The organism is Paenibacillus senegalimassiliensis, from assembly GCF_001486585.1.
In the GTDB taxonomy this organism is placed as follows: domain Bacteria; phylum Bacillota; class Bacilli; order Paenibacillales; family Paenibacillaceae; genus Fontibacillus; species Fontibacillus senegalimassiliensis.
In genome coordinates this window covers 710,686-734,589 of record NZ_LN909046.1, presented here as the reverse complement: position 1 = coordinate 734,589, position 23,904 = coordinate 710,686, and the positions used below count along the sequence as shown (strand labels likewise).

The window sequence follows — 23,904 nt, the reverse complement described above, 5'->3', positions numbered from 1 at the left end:
CCCTCACCTCTTTAGCGAAAAAGTTGGCGGTGTCGTTCGCTGTGGTGGCGTGCGGTAGCTACTCCGTCCACGATACCATCGGTCCGCCATGATGGCTGCTGCGGTGGCGATAGCCGTCGCAAGCAATGTGGAGCCTACAATTTCAGCCGGATTGGCTGACCCGAAGTTGATGCGAATGGCAATTAATGTAGTCGGGATAAGCGTAATGCTCGCCGTATTCAAGGCCAGAAGCGTACACATCGCCGGAGAAGCCGTTGTCTTGTCAGGATTGAGCTCTTGCAGCTCTTGCATGGCCCGAATTCCCATAGGCGTCGCAGCGTTACCCAGGCCTAACAGGTTGGCGCTCATGTTCGACAGGATATACCCCATGGCTGGATGATCCTTGGGCACATCGGGGAACAGATAAGCAACGACAGGGCCAAGCCAGCGGGAGATGGTCTGAACCAGACCCGACTCCTCCGCGAGCCGCATAATCCCAAGCCAGAACACCAGCACGCTGATCAAGCCGAAGCATACCGTTACCCCCGTTGCAGCGCCCTCAAAGGCTGCTTGGGTGACCGTACTGATATCCCCATTGATTGCGGCAAACGCGAATCCGATTAATATCAGTGCGAGCCATATTTTATTGACCATCTCTGCTCCCCCCTCCTTACCCTAGCCTTGACCAATCGCTCACGTACCCATGATCTTCTCTCTCCTATGCACCAAGCAGCAGGGATCGTAGCACTTTCTGTAACGAGCTTGGCCAAATGCCGCTTCCCAGAGCACCATGGCCCCCTCCCATTGTAACTAGGGCGCTCCCGCCTTGTTCTCCTCGCCTATCCGCACCGGGCTGGTAGTTCTTCTGCTCATAAAGGGGCACCGAGCCGATAAGCTGTTCATTTAAGGTGATAGCGATTTCCCCGCGATAGCCAAATGAGGCCGTTCGGCTTTCCTTCAGCTTCAGTCTCTTCTCCACATGACCAACTTCCTCTGGAGCTAACGCATATTGAAAGGCAGCGCCCGTCACCAATCCACCCTGTATCTGCTGCCCTTCCTTAATAATTGTGGCTAGCGGATAGTTGGCAAAGCCAAAATCCAGCAGCTTGCGATGATCATTCCAATCATCTCCATCGTTCAGTGTGACCACAACAAGCTGCTGTCCACCTCGGGAAGCGGAACTCACGAGGCAACGCTTGGCAATCTTCGTGTAGCCTGTCTTGACCCCATCGGCCCCTTCATAAAAACGCAGCATTTTATTTTTGTTAAGCCATTTATAGTCCCAGGGGTCGTTAGGATTGGGTGCCGTCTTGTCCGGGGTGCGGACGATTTCCTTGAAATGTGGATTTTTCAGAGCGTAAGCGGTCAGCTTGGCCAGATCGTTGGCCGACGAGTAGTGGCCCTTGGCATCTAGTCCATGCGGGTTTTGAAACTGCGTATTGGCAAGTCCCAACATCCTGGCTTTCTCATTCATTAGATGGACAAAGCCTTCCTCCGAACCGCCAACATGCTCAGCAATCGCGGAAGCCGCATCATTGCCTGAACGAAGCATTAAGCCATACAGCATATTTTCCAGGCTCATCTCTTCTCCTAAATGCAAATAGATGGAGGAGCCTTCTTTGGCATAGGCGTTTTTGCCTACCTTGACTATGTCAGATAGCTTGCCATGCTCAATAGCTACAATGGCAGTCATAATCTTCGTCAGACTGGCGATAGGCAACTGCTCGTCCCCCTTCACATGAAAGATCAAGCGCTCCGAGGTCACATCGATGACGGCCGCAGCTTGAGCATGGATAGATGGCGGAACAGGCGCAGCTTGTGCAATTTGTGCGGCTTGGGGCAGCAAAAGCAACGACAAGATCAATAGGCCGACGGTTGCGCGGCACAATGCACGCAGAATGCCAGATGGTTGTCTATTATAGGTCATAAGTAAATTCCTCCGGTAGAGTACTTATATAACTTATATGCGGTGGCAAAAGGGAGTATGTCCCACTCAAAAAAAGACCCCTCCCGGTCAACCGGAAGGGATCGGTACATATACCTGAATAGCAGATCTGTTAAATGATCGGCCCTGACGGCTCGCCCGGCTCATGATCTACGGACGAGGCTACATGCACATGATGTTCGCCCGGGAACATGGATTGAATTCTGTCGATTACCCCAGGAACCGCATCGATAATTTTCTCTACGAGATGGGTCTGATTATCCAGAGGTACGATGTGTACTCCCGGCTTGCCGACAACAAGGAACGCAATCGGATTAATTGAGACCCCGCCGCCGCTACCACCACCAAAAGGTCTGGATGCACGGTGTTCCTCTGTAGACGAGCCAGAGGTACGCTTTTCATGTCCGTCATCAATGTTAAAATCGCTACCACCGGCAGCAAATCCGAAGCCAACACGGCTGATTGGCAGAATAACACTACCGTCCGGCGTTTCCACCGGCTCGCCAACAATGGTGTTGACGTCAACCATATCCTTGATGTTCTCCATAGCCGTTTGCATTAGCCCTTGAATAGGATGGTCAGCCATTTCTTCACTCCTCCCTTCACTTTTAACACGCGAACTCCAAGCAATAGTCCAGCATATATAGCATAACCGCAGCGAATTTGCGCTATGCAACGGACTTCCGTGGAAAATAACGGCGCACGGTCAAACACGGGAACAACAAATAGCTTGGGACGTTGCTTTAATGAAATATAGCAGGTTAGCCAACCAATCAGAGTGGCCTTGACGCCCCACAAGGCCCCGGTCAAGGTAGCGGTATGGGCTGCGTCCTGCAAGCCAATATTGGTAGACCATTCCAGCTTATGGAAGGTAATATGCCTGAGCGTAGTCTTGATCCAAACGCGAAAGCCTTTGGTCGCCTCAAGCACCCGCTGAACCTCATCCATCCATTTTTCCACTTTCTCCCGATTCACCTTCGGTTTGGTGCTCGAAGAATTTTGCTGCAAAATATTCTCCGGACGGTCCCGCTCGATTTGCAGGCCTTCCTTCCAATTTTTGAGTCGAATGGAGGGAACCTGATAATGGATATGGACAAGTCCGTACAACAAGTAAATATCGAACAGAATCAGGTCATCCTTGTTCTGCTTCCTCATCGTCAAATGAATCGTAATGGTAGACAGCAAAATCAAAGCAGCCAGAATCAGCAGCAGGATCAGGATGCCTCCGAGCCAAATCCACACGGGAAAGCCCTCCATACCTATCAAATAAAATGCTCCCGTATAGTATGGCTTGCCCAATAGGAAAAAATGCAAAAAACTGCCTCATCCTGCTGACCGAACGGTCAGGAAGAAGTGAGACAGCTTAGCGAATTTAATTTTCAATTTTCTCCAATTCCTCTGGCAGCGGCTGCGTCTCCTCATCAACATCGTCGAACGTTAGCTGCTGTTCCTCCAGCTTCTGGAAGAGCAATTGAGTCTCTTCTTCAAGCTGGTCGGTACTCTCATAGTCAGCCAGATCAGGCAAGTCCTTAAGCCCCGCTAGGCCGAAATAATCCAGAAAAGCCTTCGTGGTTCCGTACAAAATGGGCCGACCAATCGCTTCAGCCCGACCAACCTCCTCAATCAAATCCTTATTAACCAGAGAATGAATGGCGCGTTCCGATTTGACCCCGCGAATTTCTTCAATCTCTACCCGGGTAATCGGCTGGCGATAAGCCACGATGGACAAGGTCTCTAATGCCGCTTGAGATAAGGAGGATCTGGATGGTGAGTAAGCCAGCCGTTCAAAATATGGCGCATGATCCGGTAACGTTGCTAGCTGGTAGTGACCAGCAATCTGAACAATTTGCAATCCCCGACCGGTCCGTTTGAAGGAATTCTTCATATCCAGCAGTGCATCCGTGATCACATCCTGACGTTGCTCCGTGACTTCAGCCAGTTGCTTAAGACTTAGGCCCTCCTCTCCGGCCAGAAACAACAGCCCCTCAATAATCGATTTCAATTCCTTGAAATTCATCAGTCTTTCCTTCCCCTCTCCACTCCATGACAATATCGTCAAACAGCTTGTTCTGGAAGCAAACAATCTGTTTCATCTTCATTAACTCCAGCACGGCTAAAAAAGTAACCACGATCTCATGCCGATACATCTGCGGATGCAGCAGCTTGGAGAACAACAGTCTGCCACCCTTGCCTGATTGCTCCAGTGCTGAGACAACATCTTTAATCCGGTCCTTGACCGAAATCTCGTCTCGGTGTATACGTGCTACCGTGTTGCGCTTGGATGCCCTACGCAATGCTTTCTGAAATACAGCGATCAAATCGCCCGCATGCAGCCCCTTCACCGGATTCTCCTGTACCTCCGGCATAAATGGCGTTAAATCATCAGGCTCCTTGGAGAAGATTAAGCTGCGTTCCCATTCACGTTCATGAAGATGCTCGGCGATGCCTTTATATTTGCGATATTCAATCAGCTTACGAATGAGTTCGTCCCTCGGGTCCTCCTCATCCTCCAGCAAATAATCGAATTCATTGTCGAGTTCAATGACAGGTGGCTTGGGCAGCAATTGTTTGCTCTTGATGGACAGCAGCGTTGCTGCCATGACCAGAAATTCACTGGTCACCTCCAGCTCAAGCTCCTGCATGTCATGCAAATATTCGAGATACTGGTCCGTGATCTCACTGATGGAGATTTCATTGATATTAATCTCCGCTTTATCAATGAGATGCAATAATAAATCAAGTGGACCCTCGAAGGTTTCCAGCTTGTACGTTACTGTCGTCAATGAACATCCTCCACCCATAACCAAACATATATGTAACTAATTTTACCTTAAAAAACGTAGTTGCAAAAGATGCGATTGTTTACACCTTCACCCAGGGGGATCATTTACGCAAAAAAAATGTAGTGCCCTGAAATCGGACACTACATTCAAGTAAGCATTATTTCAGTTGATTCGTCAAGTTGGCCATTTCAATAGCCGCCATCGCTGCGTCCCAGCCTTTGTTACCGGCTTTGGTGCCGGCACGTTCAATCGCCTGCTCAATGTTCTCGGTAGTCACTACGCCAAAGATGGTAGGCACGCCAGTCTTCAAGCCTACGGCAGCCACACCCTTGGCAACCTCGTTGCAGACATAATCATAATGAGTTGTTGAACCACGAATGACTGTTCCTAGGGTAATGACCGCATCGTATTTGCCACTCTCGGCCAATTTTTGTGCTGCGAACGGAATTTCAAAGGCTCCCGGAACCCAAGCTACATTAATCTCCTCTTCCTTCGCCCCATGACGCTTCAAAGCATCCAGAGCACCGGACAGTAATTTACTGGTAATAAATTCGTTGAATCTCCCTACAACAATTGCATAATTTAATCCTTCGGATACTAAATGTCCCTCAAATACGTTTGCCATCTCTCATCATACCTTTCTGTATATAAAATTATAATTAAGCTACTAAATTTGGGAGGACTCGTCTTGCTCCAAATCATCGAATTGAAGCAAATGGCCCATCTTGGCTTGCTTTGTATGCAGGTACTTGGTATTGTCTTCGTTTTCCTGCATTTGAATCGGCACGCGTTCAACAACTTCCAGGCCGTAGCCCTCCAAGCCTTTGATTTTGCGTGGGTTATTGGTCATCAAACGAATCTGGCGAACACCCAAATCCTTTAATATCTGCGCCCCGATGCCATATTCACGCAAATCCGCCGGGAAGCCGAGCTTGAGGTTGGCATCCACCGTGTCTAATCCCTGCTCCTGCAGCTTGTAAGCTCGGAGCTTGTTGATCAGCCCGATGCCTCGACCCTCTTGCCGCATATACAGCAGTATTCCTCTGCCTGCCTCTTCAATTTGACGCAAGGCAGCTTCAAATTGAGGACCACAGTCGCAACGGTGGGAGTGGAATACATCCCCGGTCAGGCATTCCGAATGCACCCGTACCAGAACCGGCTCGTCACCGCTAATGTCGCCTTTCACCAAGGCCAGATGCTCCTTCGTATCCACATCATTCGTATAGGCTACTGCACGGAATTCGCCGTAATCGGTTGGCATCCGAACCTCAACCTCGCGGTTCACCAGCTTCTCCTTCTCGTTCCGATAGTGAATCATATCCTTGACACTGATCAGCTTCAGGTCAAATGTCTTGGCAAGCTCGACCAAATCCGGCAATCGGGCCATGGTTCCGTCTTCCTTGACCACTTCGCAAATAACTCCGGCAGGGTAAGCTCCACACATGCGGGCCAAATCTACAGCCGCTTCGGTATGGCCAGCACGCCGCAGCACGCCACCCTTCTTGGCAATCAACGGGAACATATGACCCGGACGCCGGAAATCCGACGGCTTGGCCTTAGGGTCCATGATGGCTTGCACCGTCAAAGAACGCTCATATGCCGATATTCCCGTGGTTGTATCCTTATGGTCAATAGATACGGTAAAGGCCGTGCCATGATTGTCCGTGTTCTGAGCCACCATCGGCTGCAAGTCCAGTTCCTCTGCCCGTTCGGACGTAATCGGAAGGCATACCAGACCCCGCCCTTGTGTAATCATGAAATTAATAACCTCAGGCGTCGCCTTTTCAGCTAACGCAATAAAATCTCCTTCATTCTCCCGATCCTCATCGTCCACAACGATGATAACCTTCCCCCGCATCAGATCATAAATGGCTTCTTCAACGCGGTCCAATTTAATATCGCTCATGGCGGTCCCCTCCTATATTTTCATAAGTGAGATGAACACTAGTCGCCTAAGGCTACCGCTCACCACACCTGGGTTAAATCTTTACATGAAGCCATTGGCTGCCAGGAACGACAAGTCAATGCCTTCGGTCTTCTTCTCTCCGTCCTGCTCCGCTTCGCTCTCCGACACTTGGCCAAATCGCAGCATATGTTCCACGTATTTACCCAGAATGTCGCATTCCAGGTTCACCGTGTCCCCGGCCTTTTTGAAGGCTAACACCGTTTGAGCTAGCGTATGCGGGATAATGGAGATAGTAAAACTCCCGCCTGTTGCCTCCACCACGGTCAGACTTATGCCATCCACCGTAATGGAGCCCTTGGGAATGATGTATTTGAACAAGGAAGACTTACTAGGCTTGATCTCATACACCACTGCATTCTGGTCTCGGGTAATGCTACGAATCGTTCCCGTTCCGTCAGCATGCCCCTGGACGATATGACCGCCGAAACGGCCCCCCGCTGCCATGGCCCGCTCCAGATTGACCCGACTTCCCGGCTTCAAATCCTTTAGATTCGTATTACGGTAAGTTTGCGGCATCACATCTACAGTGAAAGAAGTTGTGTCAAAGGAGGTAGCCGTCAAGCATACGCCATTAACAGATATGCTATCGCCCAGCTTCATCCCTTCCGTAATCACGGTTGCGGAAATGCCCAGCAACATCGCTTCACCCTGGCGGTTAATTGATTTCATCGTTCCGACCTCTTCTACGAGTCCCGTAAACATCAAGCATTCCCTCCCTTACTTCTTGGTCGTCCAAACCGGAATGCCACGTATACAGACATTATCCCCGATTTGCTCTACTTCGATGTCCCGTAGGGACACAGCATCCTGCATCAGGTCGAAGCCATCAAAGGTGAAGCTTCCAGCTGCTTCACGGCCGCCAACCAGCTTGGGCGCGAAGAACAGTACAATCTCATCGACTAATTGCTCTTCGACCAACGAGCCGTTTAACTGGCCGCCACCTTCCACCAGCACCGAGGAAATCCCTCGCTGACCTAGCAGGGTGAATGCAAGCCTCAGGTCCACTTGAGGGCCGTCCCCGCACAAAATGACTTCTATCCCTCGTTCCACCAGACGAGCTACCTTGTCCTGCTCTGCCTGGCTGGTCGTGATTATCCAGGTAGGCGCTTTGCCATCGTTTAACACGGCTGCTGTCTCTGGAATCCGGAGTCGGGAATCCGCTATGATCCGGATTGGAGACAATCCCGGGACAGATAAGCGCGTGGTAAGCTGCGGATCATCGGCAATCAGGGTAGATGCACCAACCATAATTGCCTGGTGGCGGTGGCGCATGGTGTGTACGATCTCCCGGGAACGCTCACCCGAGATCCATTTGCTATCCCCTGTCCTGGAGGCAATCTTTCCATCCAGGGTGCTGGCTGTTTTGATCGTGACGTACGGAAGTCCCGTCGTAATGTGCTTGATAAACCTGCGATTCAGCCGAACTGCCCGCTCCCGAAGCACACCTACCTCAACTTCGATGCCATGGTTACGCAGCAGATCGATCCCTTTACCCGCAACCAACGGATTGGGGTCTTCGCAAGCAACAACCACCCGACGCACCTTCTCCCGTATCAAGCGTTCTGCACAAGGCGGTGTAAGTCCTTGATGACTGCATGGTTCCAGGGTCACGTAGACCGTACTTCCCTCTGCCAGTGCACCAGCCATGTTCAGAGCATGTACCTCAGCATGGGGAGTTCCCCGCTGCAAGTGGGTTCCCAGACCGACCAAGGCACCACTCTGGACGACCACGGAGCCGACGACCGGATTCGTTCCGGTCTGTCCCAAAGCCCGCTCAGCCATATCCAGCGCCAAGCCCATGTAATACTCGTCATCAATGACCTTCATCCGTTCCCACTCCTCTTTCTCCTTACCAACCCTAACAAGCAAAAACAACCCTGCCGTAATCCGGCAGGGTTGGTATGAGAGTGATCCTACGCAAGTCAAAGAGCGTTGCTGTTGTCCTGTCTAATCCTGTCTCTTAACGAGACCCGTCGACAAATTCAACGAAGCAAGCTACTACTCCACTAGCCCACCTCTCACTTTGTGAAAAGTAGAACTTTGTCAAGTAAAGCCCTTAGTTCCTGATACATCTGGCAGTATAGCCCCATGTATCTCTTGCGTTTTCCTTCTCCCATCCAGACTATACTGTCGGTCCCGGAATCTCACCGGCTCAGCCGCACATGCTTGGTTCAAGCATCATACGGGTCACGGACTTGTGCTCTCAAAAGAGCCATCACCGTCGGTGGGGAATCGCACCCCGCCCCGAAGGATTACAAATATTTTGTTAGTTGCTTTCGGGGTAATGTTACCATCCCGATACAGAAAATGCAAGAGGCACTAGACAATCTTGCATGCCTGAGAAGGTGTCTAACGGGTAATAATATTCATTTTGTATCAACGCATCCGTGTAGGATGCGACGCTGGAGAACGCCCAACGATTCACCGCGCTTTTGCGATTTCAATCCACGCATCCCGCGTAGGATGCGACCAAGGCCCCGGAGGAATCAGCAACCCACTGCCAATTTCAATCCACGCATCCGCGTAGGATGCGACAACTAACCCCACTCTTTTCCTCAAGTCCTCTCAAAATTTCAATCCCCGCATCCGCGTAGGATGCGACCGCACCATGGGCGATAAGCTCAAGGATGGCGACATGATTTCAATCCACGCATCCGCGTAGGATGCGACTAACCACATCCAAGCTCATCCGCCGTCCCCCCTGATAATTTCAATCCACGCATCCGCGTAGGATGCGACTCTTAGCAATTCTTGCGGTGGTTTCGGATTGTTAATATTTCAATCCACGCATCCGCGTAGGATGCGACTGGTCGCCGGGGGGATGCCGGTACCCTTTACCATCCATTTCAATCCACGCATCCGCGTAAGATGCGACGAACGCTTCCACTAGACTGGGCAGATTGCGGGATATTTCAATCCACGCATCCGCGTAGGATGCGACCAGATCGAGCGCGACCGCATGAAAGCAGCTACTGCTATTTCAATCCACGCATCCCATGTAGGATGCGACAGGTTTCGGCTCCAGATGAGCCGTTCTACACGATGATTTCAATCCACGCATCCCATGTAGGATGCGACAGGTAGGGCGAGCTGTTCCCCATACAAATTTAGTTTATTTCAATCCACGCATCCCATGTAGGATGCGACGATGAAATGAGCGCTGATGTAGTTTTGTATTTGGGGATTTCAATCCACGCATCCCATGTAGGATGCGACTACTCATGTCCATTTCATTTGTGCCACCTTCCTATTTCAATCCACGCATCCCATGTAGGATGCGACGAAGTGCTGGAGCTGGCCTTGGGTAAAGATGCGGTATTTCAATCCACGCATCCGCGTAGGATGCGACGGCCGCTTCGCTGTCGATGGGGACGACGCCCTTCAATTTCAATCCACGCATCCGCGTAGGATGCGACGTTATGGTGCTGGACATGCTAACGCCGGAGGAAATTATTTCAATCCACGCATCCGCGTAGGATGCGACACTGTCGGTATTGGTTGTTGACTCCGAATTATCAATTTCAATCCACGCATCCGCGTAGGATGCGACCCGAATTACAACAAAACTTCGGTGACATCACCCCGATATTTCAATCCACGCATCCGCGTAGGATGCGACTATGACCGCATTAGACGGGGATTGGAGTTGGAGCATATTTCAATCCACGCATCCGCGTAGGATGCGACACAAACAAATGTATCAAGTATTGGCTCAAGAAAAATTTCAATCCACGCATCCGCGTAGGATGCGACGTCAAAAAGTCCAAAAAATATGGCTAGTACAAGTGGGATTTCAATCCACGCATCCGCGTAGGATGCGACATCAAGGAGATGTCAAAACAATTTCCTTGACGATATTTCAATCCACGCATCCGCGTAGGATGCGACATGTGGTTTGTCAATGAACACCTGAAAAACACGAAATTTCAATCCACGCATCCGCGTAGGATGCGACTATGATAGCCATGCAGCCCTCTAGGCAGTTCAGCATTTCAATCCACGCATCCGCGTAGGATGCGACTCCTATTTCAATAGATAAAAACCAAGCGAATCAAATTTCAATCCACGCATCCGCGTAGGATGCGACGTTATCCGGGACGGATGGTGCCGGGAGTGGCAGTAGATTTCAATCCACGCATCCGCGTAGGATGCGACCATTGCTGGTACAGTCGCTTTGTTCAAAGGACTAATTTCAATCCACGCATCCGCGTAGGATGCGACATTCGAACAATCCCTTAACACGATGCGCAATGAAATTTCAATCCACGCATCCGCGTAGGATGCGACCCGAGCCTTTGTGTCGATAGAGGTCAACGGAGAGATTTCAATCCACGCATCCGCGTAGGATGCGACAAGCGTGTGGATCTGGCTCATAAGTGGGTCATTATTTCAATCCACGCATCCGCGTAGGATGCGACTCCGATTTTTAACATAATAAGGGTATTTTTCTGCTTAATTAGCTAATTTCAGCCCTTATACAATCAAAAACGCTCAAATAATTGTATAATTATTACATAAAAACAAATGAAAGTAAATTATTTTGGTGCGAATCCCCCAGGGAAATCATGTTCGCTTCACATTCGCACCAGCCATAAACTAACTTTTTCCACCTGTTTTGCATCTCTGAATAACTTGAAATCCTGTTAAAAAGAGTCTACCACAGTCATCCACAAAATTACACGCTCTCTTACTATCGTTATGCTGTGATAATGCCATATCCAGACATAAGAAATACCGCCCAGACGGGCGGTATCATTGGAAAGATTGATTTCTTGCTGAAGCTACATACAACACCTTAAGCTTCGTCCCAAACTGTAACTTCCTTCATTTTGTCGCCAGGACGAACCTTGTCTACCAGTTCCATCCCGGAGGTCACTTGTCCGAACACGGTATGAACACCGTCCAGATGTGGCTGTGGTTCATACACGATGAAGAACTGGCTTCCGCCTGTATCCTTGCCAGCATGAGCCATCGACAGTACGCCACGTCCATGCTTCGTTACATTGGAAGCTGTTTCACACTTGATGGTGTACCCTGGTCCACCTGTGCCTGTACCATTAGGGCAACCACCTTGGGCTACAAAGCCTGGAATAACGCGGTGGAAGGAAAGTCCGTTATAGAATCCCGAATTTGCCAGCTTCTCGAAGTTGGCAACCGTTCCTGGCGCTTCTTCAGGCAGAAATTGAATTTCTACCTCGCCGCCTGTTTCCAATACAATCTTGCCTTTTTTCATATCGTACACACCTTTCTTATTAACGTCACTTTGACAAACCTCTTACAGTGTACTAAAAAATCGGGTTGCAAGCAAAAAACAAGGCCGAAAAAAACCTACGCCGCAGCGGAAATTTTCTCTCAGCCTTGCCGGTACTTGATATATTAGTGGACTAGCTTATTTAAGAGATGGTTCCTTGGCAATCCGCTCTGGAATCACATCGCATGAAATCAAGTCTTCCAGCGTCTCCCGCTTCACTACCAGATCGCTATGTCCCTCTTGTACGAAGACCACGGCCGGACGACGAATCCGGTTATAGTTGCTTGCCATAGCATAGTTATAAGCTCCGGTGCATGCAACAGCAAGCAAATCCCCGCTGTTCGTCTTCGGCAAATCAACATCCCAGATAAGCATGTCGCCGCTCTCGCAGCATTTGCCAGCAATGGAGACCGTCTCTTCGTTCGCCTCATTGGCCCGGTTGGCCAGCATCGCTTCATATTTGGAGCTGTACAAGGCTGGACGAGGGTTGTCCGTCATCCCGCCATCTACGGCCACATATTTGCGCACGCCAGGGATTTCCTTGCTCGTTCCTACCGTATAGAGCGTCGTTCCGGCATCACCCACAATGCTCCGGCCCGGCTCTACCCAAATCTCCGGCAATTGCGGATAAGAGGCAAAATGCTGCTTCACCGCATCCGTAATAGCTCCAACATAATCGGATACCAAGAGCGGAGTGTCTCCCTCAGTATAGCGAATACCGAACCCGCCGCCCAAATTCACGACTTTGAAGACTACGTCCAATTGCTCCTTGACCTGCATGGCAAAAGCCGCTACCCGCTCAACAGCCAGTTCAAAGCCACCGACCTCAAAGATTTGCGAGCCAATATGGGAATGCACGCCCAGAAGCTGCAAATTCGTGCTCCGGTTAGCCAGATCAACCGCTTCAAAGGCCGAGCCATTTCCGATGTCGAAGCCGAACTTGGAATCCGTTTGACCCGTCGACATATATTCGTGTGTATGGGCTTCCACCCCTGGGGTTACGCGCAGTAATACATTCACTGTAATGCCCTTCTCGGCAGCGATCGCCTGCAACATGTGCAGTTCAACGAAGTTATCTGCTACGAAGCAGCCGATTCCGGCAGAAATCGCCATTTCCAGTTCTTGAGGCGTCTTGTTATTGCCATGAAAGTGGATTCGCTGTGCGGGAAAACCCGCTTGAAGAGCCGTAAACAGTTCACCCTCGGAGACGACGTCCAAGGACAAGCCCTCCTCCTCGGCCAGCCGGCACATTGCCATGACACAAAATGCCTTGCTCGCATAGGCTACCTGAAAGGTCAGGCCCGATGCACGGAAAGCATTCATATATTCACGGCATCTTTGCCGAACAAGGGCTTCATCTACGACATAAAGCGGCGTGCCATAGGTTTGTTTCAATTCTACCGCATCGCAGCCGCCAATCTCGAGATGGCCGTTTGCATTAATCTTGCTGGTACCGTGTAAATACATCCTAAGTCCTCCACTTTTAAATTTTACACCAGTATAGCAAATAACGGCGGATGTGAGAAATGGATTTTTCGGAATAACATTTGTGTTATTTGTAAGACATGCCGCAGGACCCTACTTTTTGCCCGGCATTCTTGTATCATCCCTTGGCTTGTTATACGACGGTCTTTGCTTCGAAGTCATCACTGGAACACGCAGCAGGACAGCGGCCATCGCCTTTGCATTAAAAGGTATAAATGGCCACAAATAAGACGAGTTATTGGAGCGTCGCAACGTTAGCAGCACGATAAAGGCTGTCGTTCCAATGACGAAGCCAGGGCCTCCGAATATCGCCACAACCAGCAGCAATCCCAGTCGAACGACGCGATTAGCCAGCCCGAGCTCATAGCTGGGTGTTGCGAACATCCCGATGGCCGCTACAGCCATATAGAGCACCACCTCGTTGACGAATAGTCCCGTTTGCACCGCAATATCCCCTATTAGGATAGCGGCTATCAAGCCCATGGCAGAGGCTAACGGGGTAGGAGTATGCACCGCAGCCATCCGCATCAGGTCAACACCGAACTCCACTAGCAGGAACTGGGCGATCAGCGGGATTTCCGCCTGCTTTTCCGGACCAATAAAGGCTAATGAAGCGGGTTTAAATTCGGGATGAACAACAATCAACAACCATAACGGTAGCAAGAAAAGGGAAGCGAACACGCCAAAGAACCGCACCCAACGCAGGTAAGTTCCCATGAACGGGGTTTGCCGATTCTCCTCGGCATGTTGGCATAGATCAAAGAAGGTCGTCGGTAAAATCATAACACTGGGCGAAGTATCCACAAATACCACCGCGCGCCCCTCCAGCAAATGAGAGGCAACCACATCAGGCCGCTCGGAGTAGCGAACCAAGGGGTATGGATTCCAACCTCGATGGATGATCGCTTCTTCCAATTGCTTGTCCGCCAGTGGAATGCCGTCAATGTTGACCGCCATAATCTTCTCACGGATGGAATCCACCAAAGTCTTATCCACAATGTCATCGATAAAAGCGATACACACATCCGTTCGAGTCCGGCGCCCCACACCCATCATCTCGAATTTGAGGCCAGGGTCCCGCAGGCGGCGACGAACCAAGGTAATATTCGTCACCAAGGTCTCGGTGAAGCCATCGCGTGAACCACGAACCACCCGCTCCAGTGACGGCTCCTCCGGGCTGCGGACCGGATATTGCCGGGTATCCATGACCAAGGCCGTCTGCTCTCCCTCCAGGAACAATACGCTATTCCCTGTCAGGGCTTTATTAATCGCATCGCTTAGCTTCTCCGTCTTGTCCACCTGAATGTGGGGAATATACATCTCCAGGAACGAGCGAAGCGCCCCTGTTGACAAATCCTCGGGCGTCAAATAAGTCAAACGCTTGATGATCTCCACCATCACATCTGCTTGAGCGAAGCCGTTAACGAAGAACAATCCGGTCTTTTTGCCGCCAAAGGTCATTTCACGAAAGACAATATCAAAGCTATCCCCCAGGCCAACCACTTCTTCAAGTGTATGTCTTGTCGTCGACAGACTGCGGCTGATATTATCGCTCTTCTGCCAATACCTTACCGATTCCTCTACGGAATCAGACATTTCCTGCTCACGCTTGAGCTGGGCTGGATCTTTGGCCGAGGAGTCGTCCTTCTCCTGTGTAGTCGGCTCTTCTCCCGGATCAAAGTTTGGGATATCTTGCATCTGCTCCAGCTCATCCTGAGAGCTATCATGGGTGTCATGTTCCATCATGCTTCTTCCTCAACCTCCATCACTTCCATATTTATGGCCTGTACCAAAACCATTCGAATAGCGATCCTGCCGTCTTACCGAATACCATGGCTAACAGCAACCCGAATAAATACCGCTTCATGTGCAGCCTCTTGGCGAGAATAGGCAAGACATTCAGCACCTCCGTCAATGCCGCCGCCAGCATACCGACAAATACACCATTGAACAAGCCAACAGCCCCGGTCAAAATGTGAGGCCCTGCCAGGCGCCAGTTCCAGAAATCCGCCACAGTCCCAAGCACGGCGCCACTAATCATCGCACCTTCGTACCAATGGACCCTGTTATAGCTTCGTGTCACCTGTGCCAGCCTTGGAATCATGTCAAGTACGATGAACAAGGCAATTACCCCACCACCTACGGCAATGCCTCCAGCCAGTCCCAGAAATATAGCAAGTCCCGCTGCGATGACTGCCATCAAGGTCTCTTCTCCACAGCTTCGGTTTGCTGCATTTTTTTGTATTCCTCAGCCACCACGTATTGGTTCAAATTTTCCTGATAAAGGAACATCTCCACTTCCAGCGGGGTTGGTTCCTCATTCCATTTCTTCTTGAACAAGTGATTGAAGAAGACAATCATCCCGAAGCCGATGCCCAAGGAATAGGCGGCCTGAAATAAATAAGGATGCTCATCCCGCTCACCCGTAATCATTTCGACAATACGCACTTGGACCTCTGGCATGCTGACGTCCGCATGAAAGTTCATAATCGTCAACGCCGCCCCAAAGAACAGCAGTAACCACACGAGTACAAACAACAGCAAGGAGGCCGGCTTCTCCTTGCGGATCATTTCCACCAGTACATGAGGTTCTCCGATCCATTCGATCCGTTGCCCGGGATAACGATCGCGGAGAATAGAGATGACCTGGAGCATATCAATAACGATCAGATTCCCATCACGCTGTTCGGGACGAACCAACACCAGCCTAAGCAGCTCAGATTCCAGCTCCGGAGCCGCCAGTACCCTTGCGACATCCCCCAGCCGAATCGGCACTTCCGCCGGAAGTCCCACCTGCTTGCGAAGCCGCAAATAAATAATGGGCACAGGCACAGCCTGCTGCTCCATATGCCCCCTCCTTCCGCTTTGTTTTGCCCATAGTATGCCAAAGGAGGGGTGCCTTTACTCCCGTTCACCAGTCATGCACATGAAGAGCTGCCCTCACATATCAAAGGACCCCCAATACCACAGAATAGGTGGTATTGGGGGTCCTTTAGTGAATATAGTGAAACCTGGGAACAAGTATCTATAACGTAATCGCCGTATCCAGGGCAACCTCCATCATTTGATTGAAGGTCGTTTGCCGCTCCTCGGAGGTTGTCTCTTCCCCGGTTAACAAATGGTCGCTTACGGTCAAGATGGTCAAGGCTTGGACGCCATATTTGGCAGCCAAGGTGTAGAGCGCTGTCGTCTCCATTTCCACACCTAGCACACCGTATTTCATCAACAGTCCAGTGATGGTGGTATTATCGCGGTAGAACATGTCGGAAGTAAAGATGTTGCCCACATGCAACTTCAAGCCCTTCTCTACCCCACGCTCATAAGCAGCCTTCAGCAGCGGGAAGCTGGCGATTGGGGAGTAATCAAAGCCGCCGAAGACATGGCGGTTCATGCTGGAATCCGTACATGAGGCTTGAGCCAAAATAACATCCCGCACATGTACATGCTCTTGCATACCACCGCAGGTACCCACCCGAATCAGGTTCTTCACACCATACTCCTGAATGAGCTCGTTCACGTAGATGGAAATAGAGGGAACACCCATCCCTGTTCCTTGCACGGAGATGCGTTTCCCTTGATAAGTTCCGGTGAACCCAAGCATGCCGCGCACTTCATTGTAGCAGATCACATCGCTTAGATACGTGTCCGCAATATACTTGGCCCGTAGCGGGTCCCCTGGTAGCAGAATGGTCTCTGCAATTTCTCCGGTCTTCGCCGCAATATGTACACTCATATAATAATAATCTCCCTTACACACGATTTGGTATAGTCCCGCCTCTATTATAAAGGATAGACCCCAAAACGGAAAATCCCCTCTGGACCGGCCATAGCCGATTGCCCAAAGGGGGTAGATTACTCCATATCACTGTGCGATTTGATCGCGTATGCTCTGCAGTATTTTTTTCTCCAGCCGAGAGACCTGGACCTGGGAAATTCCCAGTCGTGCGGCTACCTCAGATTGCGTCTGATCACGGTAATACCGCAGATAGACAATCAGGCGCTCACGTTCCGTCAAGCCATCGATAGCCTCATGCAGCGCCAGCTTATCGAACCAACGTTCCTGAGATTCGTCGGCAATCTGATCCATAAGCGTAATCGGATCACCGTCATTCTCGAACACCGTCTCATGAATCGACGCCGGCGGCTTATTGGCCTCCTGGGCAAATACCACATCCTCAGGAGTGACCCCGAGTCCCTCCGCCACTTCCTTGACCGTTGGCAGACGGCCGAGCAACTTGGATAACTCATCCTTTTTCTTACGTACCTTATTCGCCATTTCCTTCAGCGAACGGCTTACCTTCAACGTCCCGTCATCACGCAAGAAACGCTGGATTTCCCCGATAATCATCGGCACCGCATAGGTCGAAAACTTCACATCATAGCTGAGATCAAACTTATCCACCGACTTTAGCAGACCGATGCAGCCGATTTGAAACAAATCTTCGGGTTCATATCCCCGGTTCATAAAGCGCTGTACGACAGACCAGACCAGCCGTATGTTGCTGTTCACCAATCGGTCTCTGGCGGCACCGTCCCCCGATTGGCTTAGAGCAATCAGTCGTTTCACTTCCGCATCGTCCAAAAACTCTCGCGAGGTTTGCTTCACTTCGGCATCCATAGACCCAACCCCTAATTGTATAAAGCTTTCTTGGATACAATCCTTTTCTTCATCCGAATACGGGTGCCACCGCCCATTTCGCTGTGCAAATCAAACTCGTCCATAAAGTTCTCCATGATTGTAAAGCCCATACCCGAGCGTTCCAGTTCGGGCTTGGAGGTATACAACGGCTGCTTCGCCAGCTCCAGGTCCTCGATACCACGGCCCTGATCCTCAATAACTAAAGTGATCGTATCCCCTTCGATCTCTGCGGAGATCGATACGACCCCCTCCGGATTACCGTCATAGCCATGAATGATGGAGTTGGTAACGGCCTCGGACACAACGGTCTTCAAATCCGTAATCTCCTCCATCGTCGGGTCCAATTGCGAGACAAAGGCTGCGACGGTAACCCGGGCAAAGGATTCATTCTCGGACTTGGCCGCAAACTTAAGCGACATGAAATTACCAGCTTGTTGGTTATCTGCGCTCACAACGCCACCTCCAAATCTGTCAGCGCCAGATCTTCATTCTCGAAGATCGGCATAATCTTGAACAGTCCGGACATTTCAAACAGACGATAGACTGGAGGGTTGGCATCACAAACCACCATTTTGCCACCCTTTTGCTTGATCAGCTTGTATCTGCCCAGGATGACGCCAATACCGGAGCTATCCATAAACTGCAGCGATTTAAGGCTTAGAACCAGGTTGCGGCAGTTGCCGCGCCCAATCTCTTCATCGAGCCGCAAGCGAACATCGTCCGCGGTATGATGATCCAATTCCCCACTCAAGCGCACGATCAGCGTCTCGCGGTGTCTTTCCATTTCCACTTGTAAATTCAAGCCTGTTCACTCTCCTCCCTGACATGAACACAACAATTCTACGATCCCGCTTCCGATTCCTGCTAGCTGACAAAACTAGAAGAAAAGCCCTATGAATCTACAAAAAACAAGTGAGCTGCGGTCCGTTTGAAGAGCGTCCACCACCCGGCTTTGTCAATATCCGCAGAGGCGGTTAGCTCAAATTCAGTGAGCACCTCACCATTTTGATATACCACCAGCTTGCCAACCACCTGCCCCGCCTTGATTGGAGCGGCCACTTTGTCAGGAGCAACCAGCTTGTGCGTAATACTGTCCGGCCCCGACCCTTTCTTGACCAGAACGTTCAGTGGCTTGGCTGATGCCAACTCAAGCTGCGCGCTGGTTCCCTTCTGTACCTTCACCTTGCCGATCGCTTCCCCCGCTTGATAGATCGGTAGCAATGAATACTGCGAGAAGGCATAGTCAAACATAGCCGACACCTCACTATTGCGCGTCTTGGTATTGGGTTCACCCAGTACGACAGCAATAAGACGCAGACCATCCCGTTTGGCTGTGGCAGCCAGGCAGAACTTGGCCTCGGAAGTATAACCTGTCTTCAGACCATCCGCTCCACTATAGAAGCGTACAAGCTTATTCGTATTCACTAGCCAGAACGGCTTCTCGCTGCCCTGCCGTAAATAATCCTGGTATGCGCCGGTGTATTTCGTAACTGCCTCATGCTTCAATAACTCGCGACTCATCAGGGCAATGTCATAGGCAGAACTATAATGGTTCTCCACGGGCAGCCCATTGCAGTTGGCAAAGTGCGTATTCTTCATGCCAAGTTCCTTGGCCCGTTTGTTCATGAGGCTTACGAAGGCTTTCTCCGATCCGGCAATCTTCTCAGCCAACGCTACAGAGGCATCGTTACCGGACGCCATAGCTACCCCTTTCAGCAATTCCTCCACCGTCATCGTTTCCCCTGGCTCCAGGAAGATCTGTGATCCCCCCATGGAAGCGGCATATTCACTTGCTGTCACCTTATCGGTCAGCTTGAGCGTTCCGTTATCGATAGCTTCCATCGTCAGTAACATGGTCATAATCTTGGTGATACTGGCAGGTGGTAAGGACTCGTGGCCCTTCTTCTCATAAATGACCGTACCCGTGTCCGCATCAAGCAGCACAGCCGATAAAGCACTTTGAGCAAGGGCAATTTGATCGTCTCCCGCACGGGCTTCGCTCTCCTCGGCATGAACGCCGGGAGCCCAGACTGAAAACGCCAATACTAACACGGTCAACCAGATGAATCCCCGTTTTTTCAAGATTAGTCCTCCTTTAGACATAAGTCTGGATTCTGCTAACCTAGTATTGGCTGAAAGGTGGAATTTTATTCCTGAGAAGCACAAAAAACGCCCTTCGGCGTTTTTTGGCAATCAACATCATATCATGATTCCAGTTAAAAGCGTTTGACGCCCTCTGGAGTAACCAATGCAAATACAAGCGGTCTTCTCGGCACTTTGGTTGCCGATATCCCATAAGCCTGGAGTACCCGCCGCGCGGCTTCCGCTTGGCCGGATTGGTGAGTAGGGTTGAAATGCAGAATAGCTAGCGCCTCTCCCTCCTTAACCACATCTCCAATCTTCTTCCGTAGCTCCACTCCCGCAGCAAGGTCGATGACGGAATCCTTCGTTTCCCGTCCGGCTCCCAGCAACATGGCGGCAATACCAATCTCCTCTGCCTGAATCGATTCGATATATCCTTCCCCCTCTGCTCGCACCTCGACCACAAGCTCGGCCCGGGGCAGTAGCTCCGGGTTATCAATCTGAGCAGTGTCTCCACCTTGGGCCGATACCAGTTCCTTCAGCTTCTCCAAGGCCTTGCCACTATCCAGTTGCTCCATCAGCAGCGCATTCGCTTCCTCTTCCGTCTCTGCCTTGCCGCCCAGCATCAGCATATGCGAGGCCAGGATGAGGCACACCTCCTCCAGATCAGCAGGACCCTCACCCCGCAGCGTTAATACCGCTTCGCGTATCTCCATCGCATTGCCAATGGCGTGACCGAGCGGCTGGTCCATATCGCTGATGACCGCCACTGTGCGGCGGCCTACCTGGGTACCGATATCCACCATCGCTTTGGCCAGACGGATAGAATCCTCCAGCGTCTTCATAAATGCTCCGCTGCCTGTCTTGACGTCCAGTACAATCGCATCCGCTCCGGCGGCAATTTTCTTGCTCATGACACTGCTCGCTATGAGGGGAATGGAATCTACTGTGGCTGTAACGTCCCGCAAAGCGTACAACTTCTTGTCGGCAGGTGTCATATTCCCGCTCTGGCCCACTACCGCAAGACCGATATCATTAACCTGTCGGAAGAAATCCTCCTTGCCAAGCTCCACAGAGAAGCCTGAGATCGCCTCCAGCTTATCGATCGTTCCCCCGGTGTGTCCCAAGCCCCGACCGGACATCTTAGCCACAGGAACGCCTGCTGCTGCTACCAGAGGGGCAAGCACCACGGTAGTCTTGTCTCCAACACCTCCGGTGGAGTGCTTGTCAACCTTAATTCCGTGAATCGAGCTCAGATCAATCATATCTCCGGAATGGGCCATCGCCATGGTCAAATCTGCCGTCTCCCGCGCGCTCATTCCTTGATAAAATACAGCCATCGCCCAGGCTGACATCTGATAATCAGGAATATCCCCTCTACTATAGCCATTAACCAAGAAGGCAATCTCATCGCCGGTCAGTTCCCGGCCCTCTCTCTTCTTGCGAATCAAATCCACTGCTCTCATCGTCCTTACCTCCATTCCTCAGGCTGTCTACATTTTAGGAATGATAGACAATACAAGACTCAGAAATTTCTCGCGTACACGATCCGTCGTCTCCATAACCTCATGATGGGACAAAGGTTGATCCAGAATCCCGGAGGCCATGTTGCTAATACAGGAAATGCCCAGCACCTCAAGACCCGCATGTCTGGCTACGATAACTTCAGATACGGTGGACATCCCCACTGCATCCGCACCCATCGTCCGTAGCATACGAATCTCCGCAGGCGTCTCATAACAAGGACCCAGCAGTCCAGCGTATACGCCCTCCTGCAACGGCACATCCTTCTCGGCCGCAACGCTCTTCGCCAATTCGCGTAGCTTACGGCTGTATGCCTGGGACATATCCGGGAACCGCGCTCCCAATTCCTCATCATTAGGCCCAATCAGCGGATTTCGTCCGGTAAGATTGATATGGTCCGAAATCAGCATCAGATCCCCAGGTGCATAAGCGGTGTTGATCCCCCCAGCAGCGTTCGTCACAAGTAGCGTGGACACGCCCAGCTCTTTCATCACCCGCACGGGAAAAGCGGTTACCTCGGGACCATAACCCTCGTACATATGAAACCGCCCCTTCATCAACACAACCGGCGTACCTTGCACCGTTCCGATTAATAGTTCCCCGGCATGTCCTTCAACGGTAGACTGCGGGAAGAAGGGAATGTCATGATACGCAATGCTAACGGGCTGCTCCAAATGATCGGCCAGAACCCCCAGCCCCGAGCCCAAAATCAAGCCTACTTTCGGCGTAAGTGCCGAGCGAGAACGGATATAGTCAGCCGCTTCCCGAATCATACCAATGGTTAAAGTTGTCGTCATAGATGGAATCCTCCTGTTATGGATAAATAGGTTGAATATAGGCAGAGCTTATGATCTAGGCATAGAAGCAGACGAGAAAATGTTCTTACGATCGCTGTTGCTCATGGATTTCTCTTATTTGTAAATTCTTATGAGGTAGAAATCCATTCCCAAAGGCGAACGAGCATATGCTTCCGATGCAGCTTTCTTGCAGAAAGCTTTGAGCTTCTTCAGAATCATTTTTCTCGCTTGCTTGTTATGCCAATTCCTAAGCTCAGCTTATATTAATAACTCACGCAAGAAGCTGCGTCCATGCTCCGGTGCCGTCACGCCAAAGTTATCGGCGATTGTTGCGGCCAGATCAGCGTAGGTAGCTCTTACGCCAAGGCTACCCGGCTTGGTTAACCCTGGGCTATACACCAACAGCGGTACATACTCGCGGGTATGATCCGTTCCGGCATGTATCGGGTCGTTGCCGTGATCTGCGGTAATGATGAGCACATCACGCTCGCCTACCTTCTCCAGCAAGGCCGGCAATGCTGCATCAAATTCCTCCAACGCCCGCGCATATCCTTGCGGGTCGCGGCGATGTCCGTAGAGCGAGTCGAAATCGACGAGATTAGTAAACAAGAGTCCGGTAAAATCCTTACCCAGATGTTCTAAAGTCTCCTCAATGCCGTGTGCATTACTCTTGGTTGGATGGGAGGCAGTAACACCCTCTCCGGTGAAAATATCATTGATTTTGCCCACAGCGACAACTTCCTTGCCCGCATTCTTCAGTGCGTTCAGCACCGTCGGCTGAGGTGGCTTCACCGCATAATCATGACGGTTCGGCGTACGCTGGAAGTTCCCTGGTTCGCCAACAAATGGCCGGGCAATAACACGGCCTACGGTATGCTCAGGCTCCAGCGTCAAGCGACGGGCGATCTCGCAAGCCCGGTACAGCTCGTCCAGCGGAATGACTTCCTCATGAGCGGCAATCTGGAATACACTGTCCGCCGAAGTATAGACAATCCAGGCACCGGTGCGCATATGTTCTTCACCCAGTTCCACCAGGATCTCCGTACCGGAGGCCGGTTTGTTGCCGATGATCTTGCGTCCAGTCTCCTGCTCGAAGCGAGCGACTAAATCACGGGGGAAGCCGTCTGGATACGTCTGAAATGGAGTCTCAACTTTCAAGCCCATAAGCTCCCAGTGACCGGTCATCGTATCTTTGCCTGCCGAGATTTCTGCCATTTTCCCATAATAGGCTGCCGGATCAGTTACCGCCTCCAGATGGGGCAGCTCAGCAATGTTGCCCAGACCTAATCGCTGCAAATGGGGCAGCTTGGTACTCGGTACCGTCTGCATAATATGGCCTAACGTATGTGCGCCCTTATCACCAAATTCAGGGGCATCGGGCAGTTCACCAATGCCTACACTATCAAGAACGATGACCGTCATTTTGTTAAAATGATGTTCGCTTTGCATACAT

General features: G+C 51.0%; 23 protein-coding genes, 2 CRISPR repeat arrays and 1 riboswitch. All 23 genes read right to left on the bottom strand.

What is annotated here, in order from left to right:
- Window positions 1-3: 3 nt before the first annotated feature.
- Window positions 4-633, bottom strand: coding sequence for a nucleoside recognition domain-containing protein (locus BN3279_RS17400; protein ID WP_059052447.1), 630 nt, complete (start codon window positions 631-633; stop codon window positions 4-6).
- 64 nt (window positions 634-697) lie between these two features.
- Window positions 698-1,906 (bottom strand): D-alanyl-D-alanine carboxypeptidase family protein, encoded by a 1,209-nt coding sequence (locus BN3279_RS17395; RefSeq protein ID WP_059052445.1) that lies wholly within the window; start codon window positions 1,904-1,906, stop codon window positions 698-700.
- Window positions 1,907-2,036: 130 nt separating this feature from the next.
- On the bottom strand, window positions 2,037-2,510 hold the full coding sequence (gene ytfJ / locus BN3279_RS17390; protein ID WP_059052443.1) for a GerW family sporulation protein: 474 nt from the start codon (window positions 2,508-2,510) through the stop codon (window positions 2,037-2,039).
- A complete protein-coding gene (locus BN3279_RS17385; RefSeq protein WP_059054511.1) occupies window positions 2,483-3,166 on the bottom strand; it encodes a DUF2953 domain-containing protein in 684 nt (227 codons plus the stop codon). Before BN3279_RS17385 ends, ytfJ begins: the two co-directional genes overlap by 28 nt.
- Window positions 3,167-3,296: 130 nt before the next feature.
- Entirely contained in the window at window positions 3,297-3,941 is a 645-nt protein-coding gene (gene scpB, locus BN3279_RS17380; protein WP_059052441.1) for an SMC-Scp complex subunit ScpB, read from the bottom strand.
- Entirely contained in the window at window positions 3,910-4,725 is an 816-nt protein-coding gene (locus BN3279_RS17375; protein WP_059052439.1) for a segregation and condensation protein A, read from the bottom strand. Before BN3279_RS17375 ends, scpB begins: the two co-directional genes overlap by 32 nt.
- A gap of 139 nt (window positions 4,726-4,864) precedes the next feature.
- Window positions 4,865-5,332 carry a 6,7-dimethyl-8-ribityllumazine synthase gene (ribH, locus tag BN3279_RS17370; RefSeq protein ID WP_059052437.1) on the bottom strand — a complete coding sequence of 156 codons (468 nt, stop codon included), beginning with the start codon at window positions 5,330-5,332 and terminating at the stop codon, window positions 4,865-4,867.
- Between the two features lie 42 nt (window positions 5,333-5,374).
- On the bottom strand, window positions 5,375-6,613 hold the full coding sequence (locus tag BN3279_RS17365; protein WP_059052434.1) for a bifunctional 3,4-dihydroxy-2-butanone-4-phosphate synthase/GTP cyclohydrolase II: 1,239 nt from the start codon (window positions 6,611-6,613) through the stop codon (window positions 5,375-5,377).
- Window positions 6,614-6,694: 81 nt separating this feature from the next.
- Entirely contained in the window at window positions 6,695-7,375 is a 681-nt protein-coding gene (gene ribE, locus BN3279_RS17360) for a riboflavin synthase (protein ID WP_059052432.1), read from the bottom strand.
- A 15-nt stretch (window positions 7,376-7,390) separates the two neighbouring features.
- Window positions 7,391-8,500 (bottom strand): bifunctional diaminohydroxyphosphoribosylaminopyrimidine deaminase/5-amino-6-(5-phosphoribosylamino)uracil reductase RibD, encoded by a 1,110-nt coding sequence (gene ribD, locus BN3279_RS17355; RefSeq protein WP_059052430.1) that lies wholly within the window; start codon window positions 8,498-8,500, stop codon window positions 7,391-7,393.
- Window positions 8,501-8,774: 274 nt separating this feature from the next.
- Window positions 8,775-8,929, bottom strand: a riboswitch (FMN riboswitch).
- Window positions 8,930-9,176: 247 nt separating this feature from the next.
- Window positions 9,177-9,614: a CRISPR direct-repeat array (repeat unit 32 nt; unit sequence ATTTCAATCCACGCATCCGCGTAGGATGCGAC).
- A gap of 375 nt (window positions 9,615-9,989) precedes the next feature.
- A CRISPR array of direct repeats spans window positions 9,990-11,091; the repeat unit is 32 nt; unit sequence ATTTCAATCCACGCATCCGCGTAGGATGCGAC.
- A gap of 377 nt (window positions 11,092-11,468) precedes the next feature.
- Window positions 11,469-11,906: a peptidylprolyl isomerase gene (locus BN3279_RS17350; RefSeq protein ID WP_059052428.1), complete on the bottom strand. Its 438-nt coding sequence runs from the start codon at window positions 11,904-11,906 to the stop codon at window positions 11,469-11,471.
- Window positions 11,907-12,062: 156 nt separating this feature from the next.
- Window positions 12,063-13,391, bottom strand: coding sequence for a diaminopimelate decarboxylase (gene lysA / locus BN3279_RS17345; RefSeq protein ID WP_059052426.1), 1,329 nt, complete (start codon window positions 13,389-13,391; stop codon window positions 12,063-12,065).
- Between the two features lie 111 nt (window positions 13,392-13,502).
- Complete coding sequence (locus tag BN3279_RS17340; protein WP_059052424.1) at window positions 13,503-15,155, bottom strand: spore germination protein; 1,653 nt, start codon at window positions 15,153-15,155, stop codon at window positions 13,503-13,505.
- A 31-nt stretch (window positions 15,156-15,186) separates the two neighbouring features.
- Window positions 15,187-15,609 carry a stage V sporulation protein AB gene (locus tag BN3279_RS17335; protein ID WP_059052422.1) on the bottom strand — a complete coding sequence of 141 codons (423 nt, stop codon included), beginning with the start codon at window positions 15,607-15,609 and terminating at the stop codon, window positions 15,187-15,189.
- A complete protein-coding gene (locus tag BN3279_RS17330; RefSeq protein WP_059052420.1) occupies window positions 15,609-16,256 on the bottom strand; it encodes a stage V sporulation protein AA in 648 nt (215 codons plus the stop codon). Before BN3279_RS17330 ends, BN3279_RS17335 begins: the two co-directional genes overlap by 1 nt.
- Window positions 16,257-16,434: 178 nt before the next feature.
- On the bottom strand, window positions 16,435-17,142 hold the full coding sequence (gene deoD, locus BN3279_RS17325) for a purine-nucleoside phosphorylase (RefSeq protein WP_059052417.1): 708 nt from the start codon (window positions 17,140-17,142) through the stop codon (window positions 16,435-16,437).
- 129 nt (window positions 17,143-17,271) lie between these two features.
- Entirely contained in the window at window positions 17,272-18,027 is a 756-nt protein-coding gene (gene sigF / locus BN3279_RS17320; RefSeq protein WP_059052415.1) for an RNA polymerase sporulation sigma factor SigF, read from the bottom strand.
- An 11-nt stretch (window positions 18,028-18,038) separates the two neighbouring features.
- Entirely contained in the window at window positions 18,039-18,467 is a 429-nt protein-coding gene (gene spoIIAB, locus BN3279_RS17315) for an anti-sigma F factor (protein ID WP_059054509.1), read from the bottom strand.
- 29 nt (window positions 18,468-18,496) lie between these two features.
- Window positions 18,497-18,850 carry an anti-sigma F factor antagonist gene (gene spoIIAA / locus BN3279_RS17310; protein WP_059052413.1) on the bottom strand — a complete coding sequence of 118 codons (354 nt, stop codon included), beginning with the start codon at window positions 18,848-18,850 and terminating at the stop codon, window positions 18,497-18,499.
- An 89-nt stretch (window positions 18,851-18,939) separates the two neighbouring features.
- Window positions 18,940-20,130, bottom strand: a complete 1,191-nt coding sequence (locus BN3279_RS17305) for a D-alanyl-D-alanine carboxypeptidase family protein (RefSeq protein WP_059052412.1) — start codon at window positions 20,128-20,130, stop codon at window positions 18,940-18,942.
- Window positions 20,131-20,264: 134 nt separating this feature from the next.
- Entirely contained in the window at window positions 20,265-21,596 is a 1,332-nt protein-coding gene (locus tag BN3279_RS17300; RefSeq protein ID WP_059052410.1) for a pyrimidine-nucleoside phosphorylase, read from the bottom strand.
- 27 nt (window positions 21,597-21,623) lie between these two features.
- Entirely contained in the window at window positions 21,624-22,451 is an 828-nt protein-coding gene (locus BN3279_RS17295; RefSeq protein ID WP_059052408.1) for a purine-nucleoside phosphorylase, read from the bottom strand.
- Window positions 22,452-22,709: 258 nt separating this feature from the next.
- Complete coding sequence (gene deoB, locus BN3279_RS17290) at window positions 22,710-23,900, bottom strand: phosphopentomutase (RefSeq protein ID WP_059052406.1); 1,191 nt, start codon at window positions 23,898-23,900, stop codon at window positions 22,710-22,712.
- Between the last annotated feature and the right edge of the window lie 4 nt (window positions 23,901-23,904).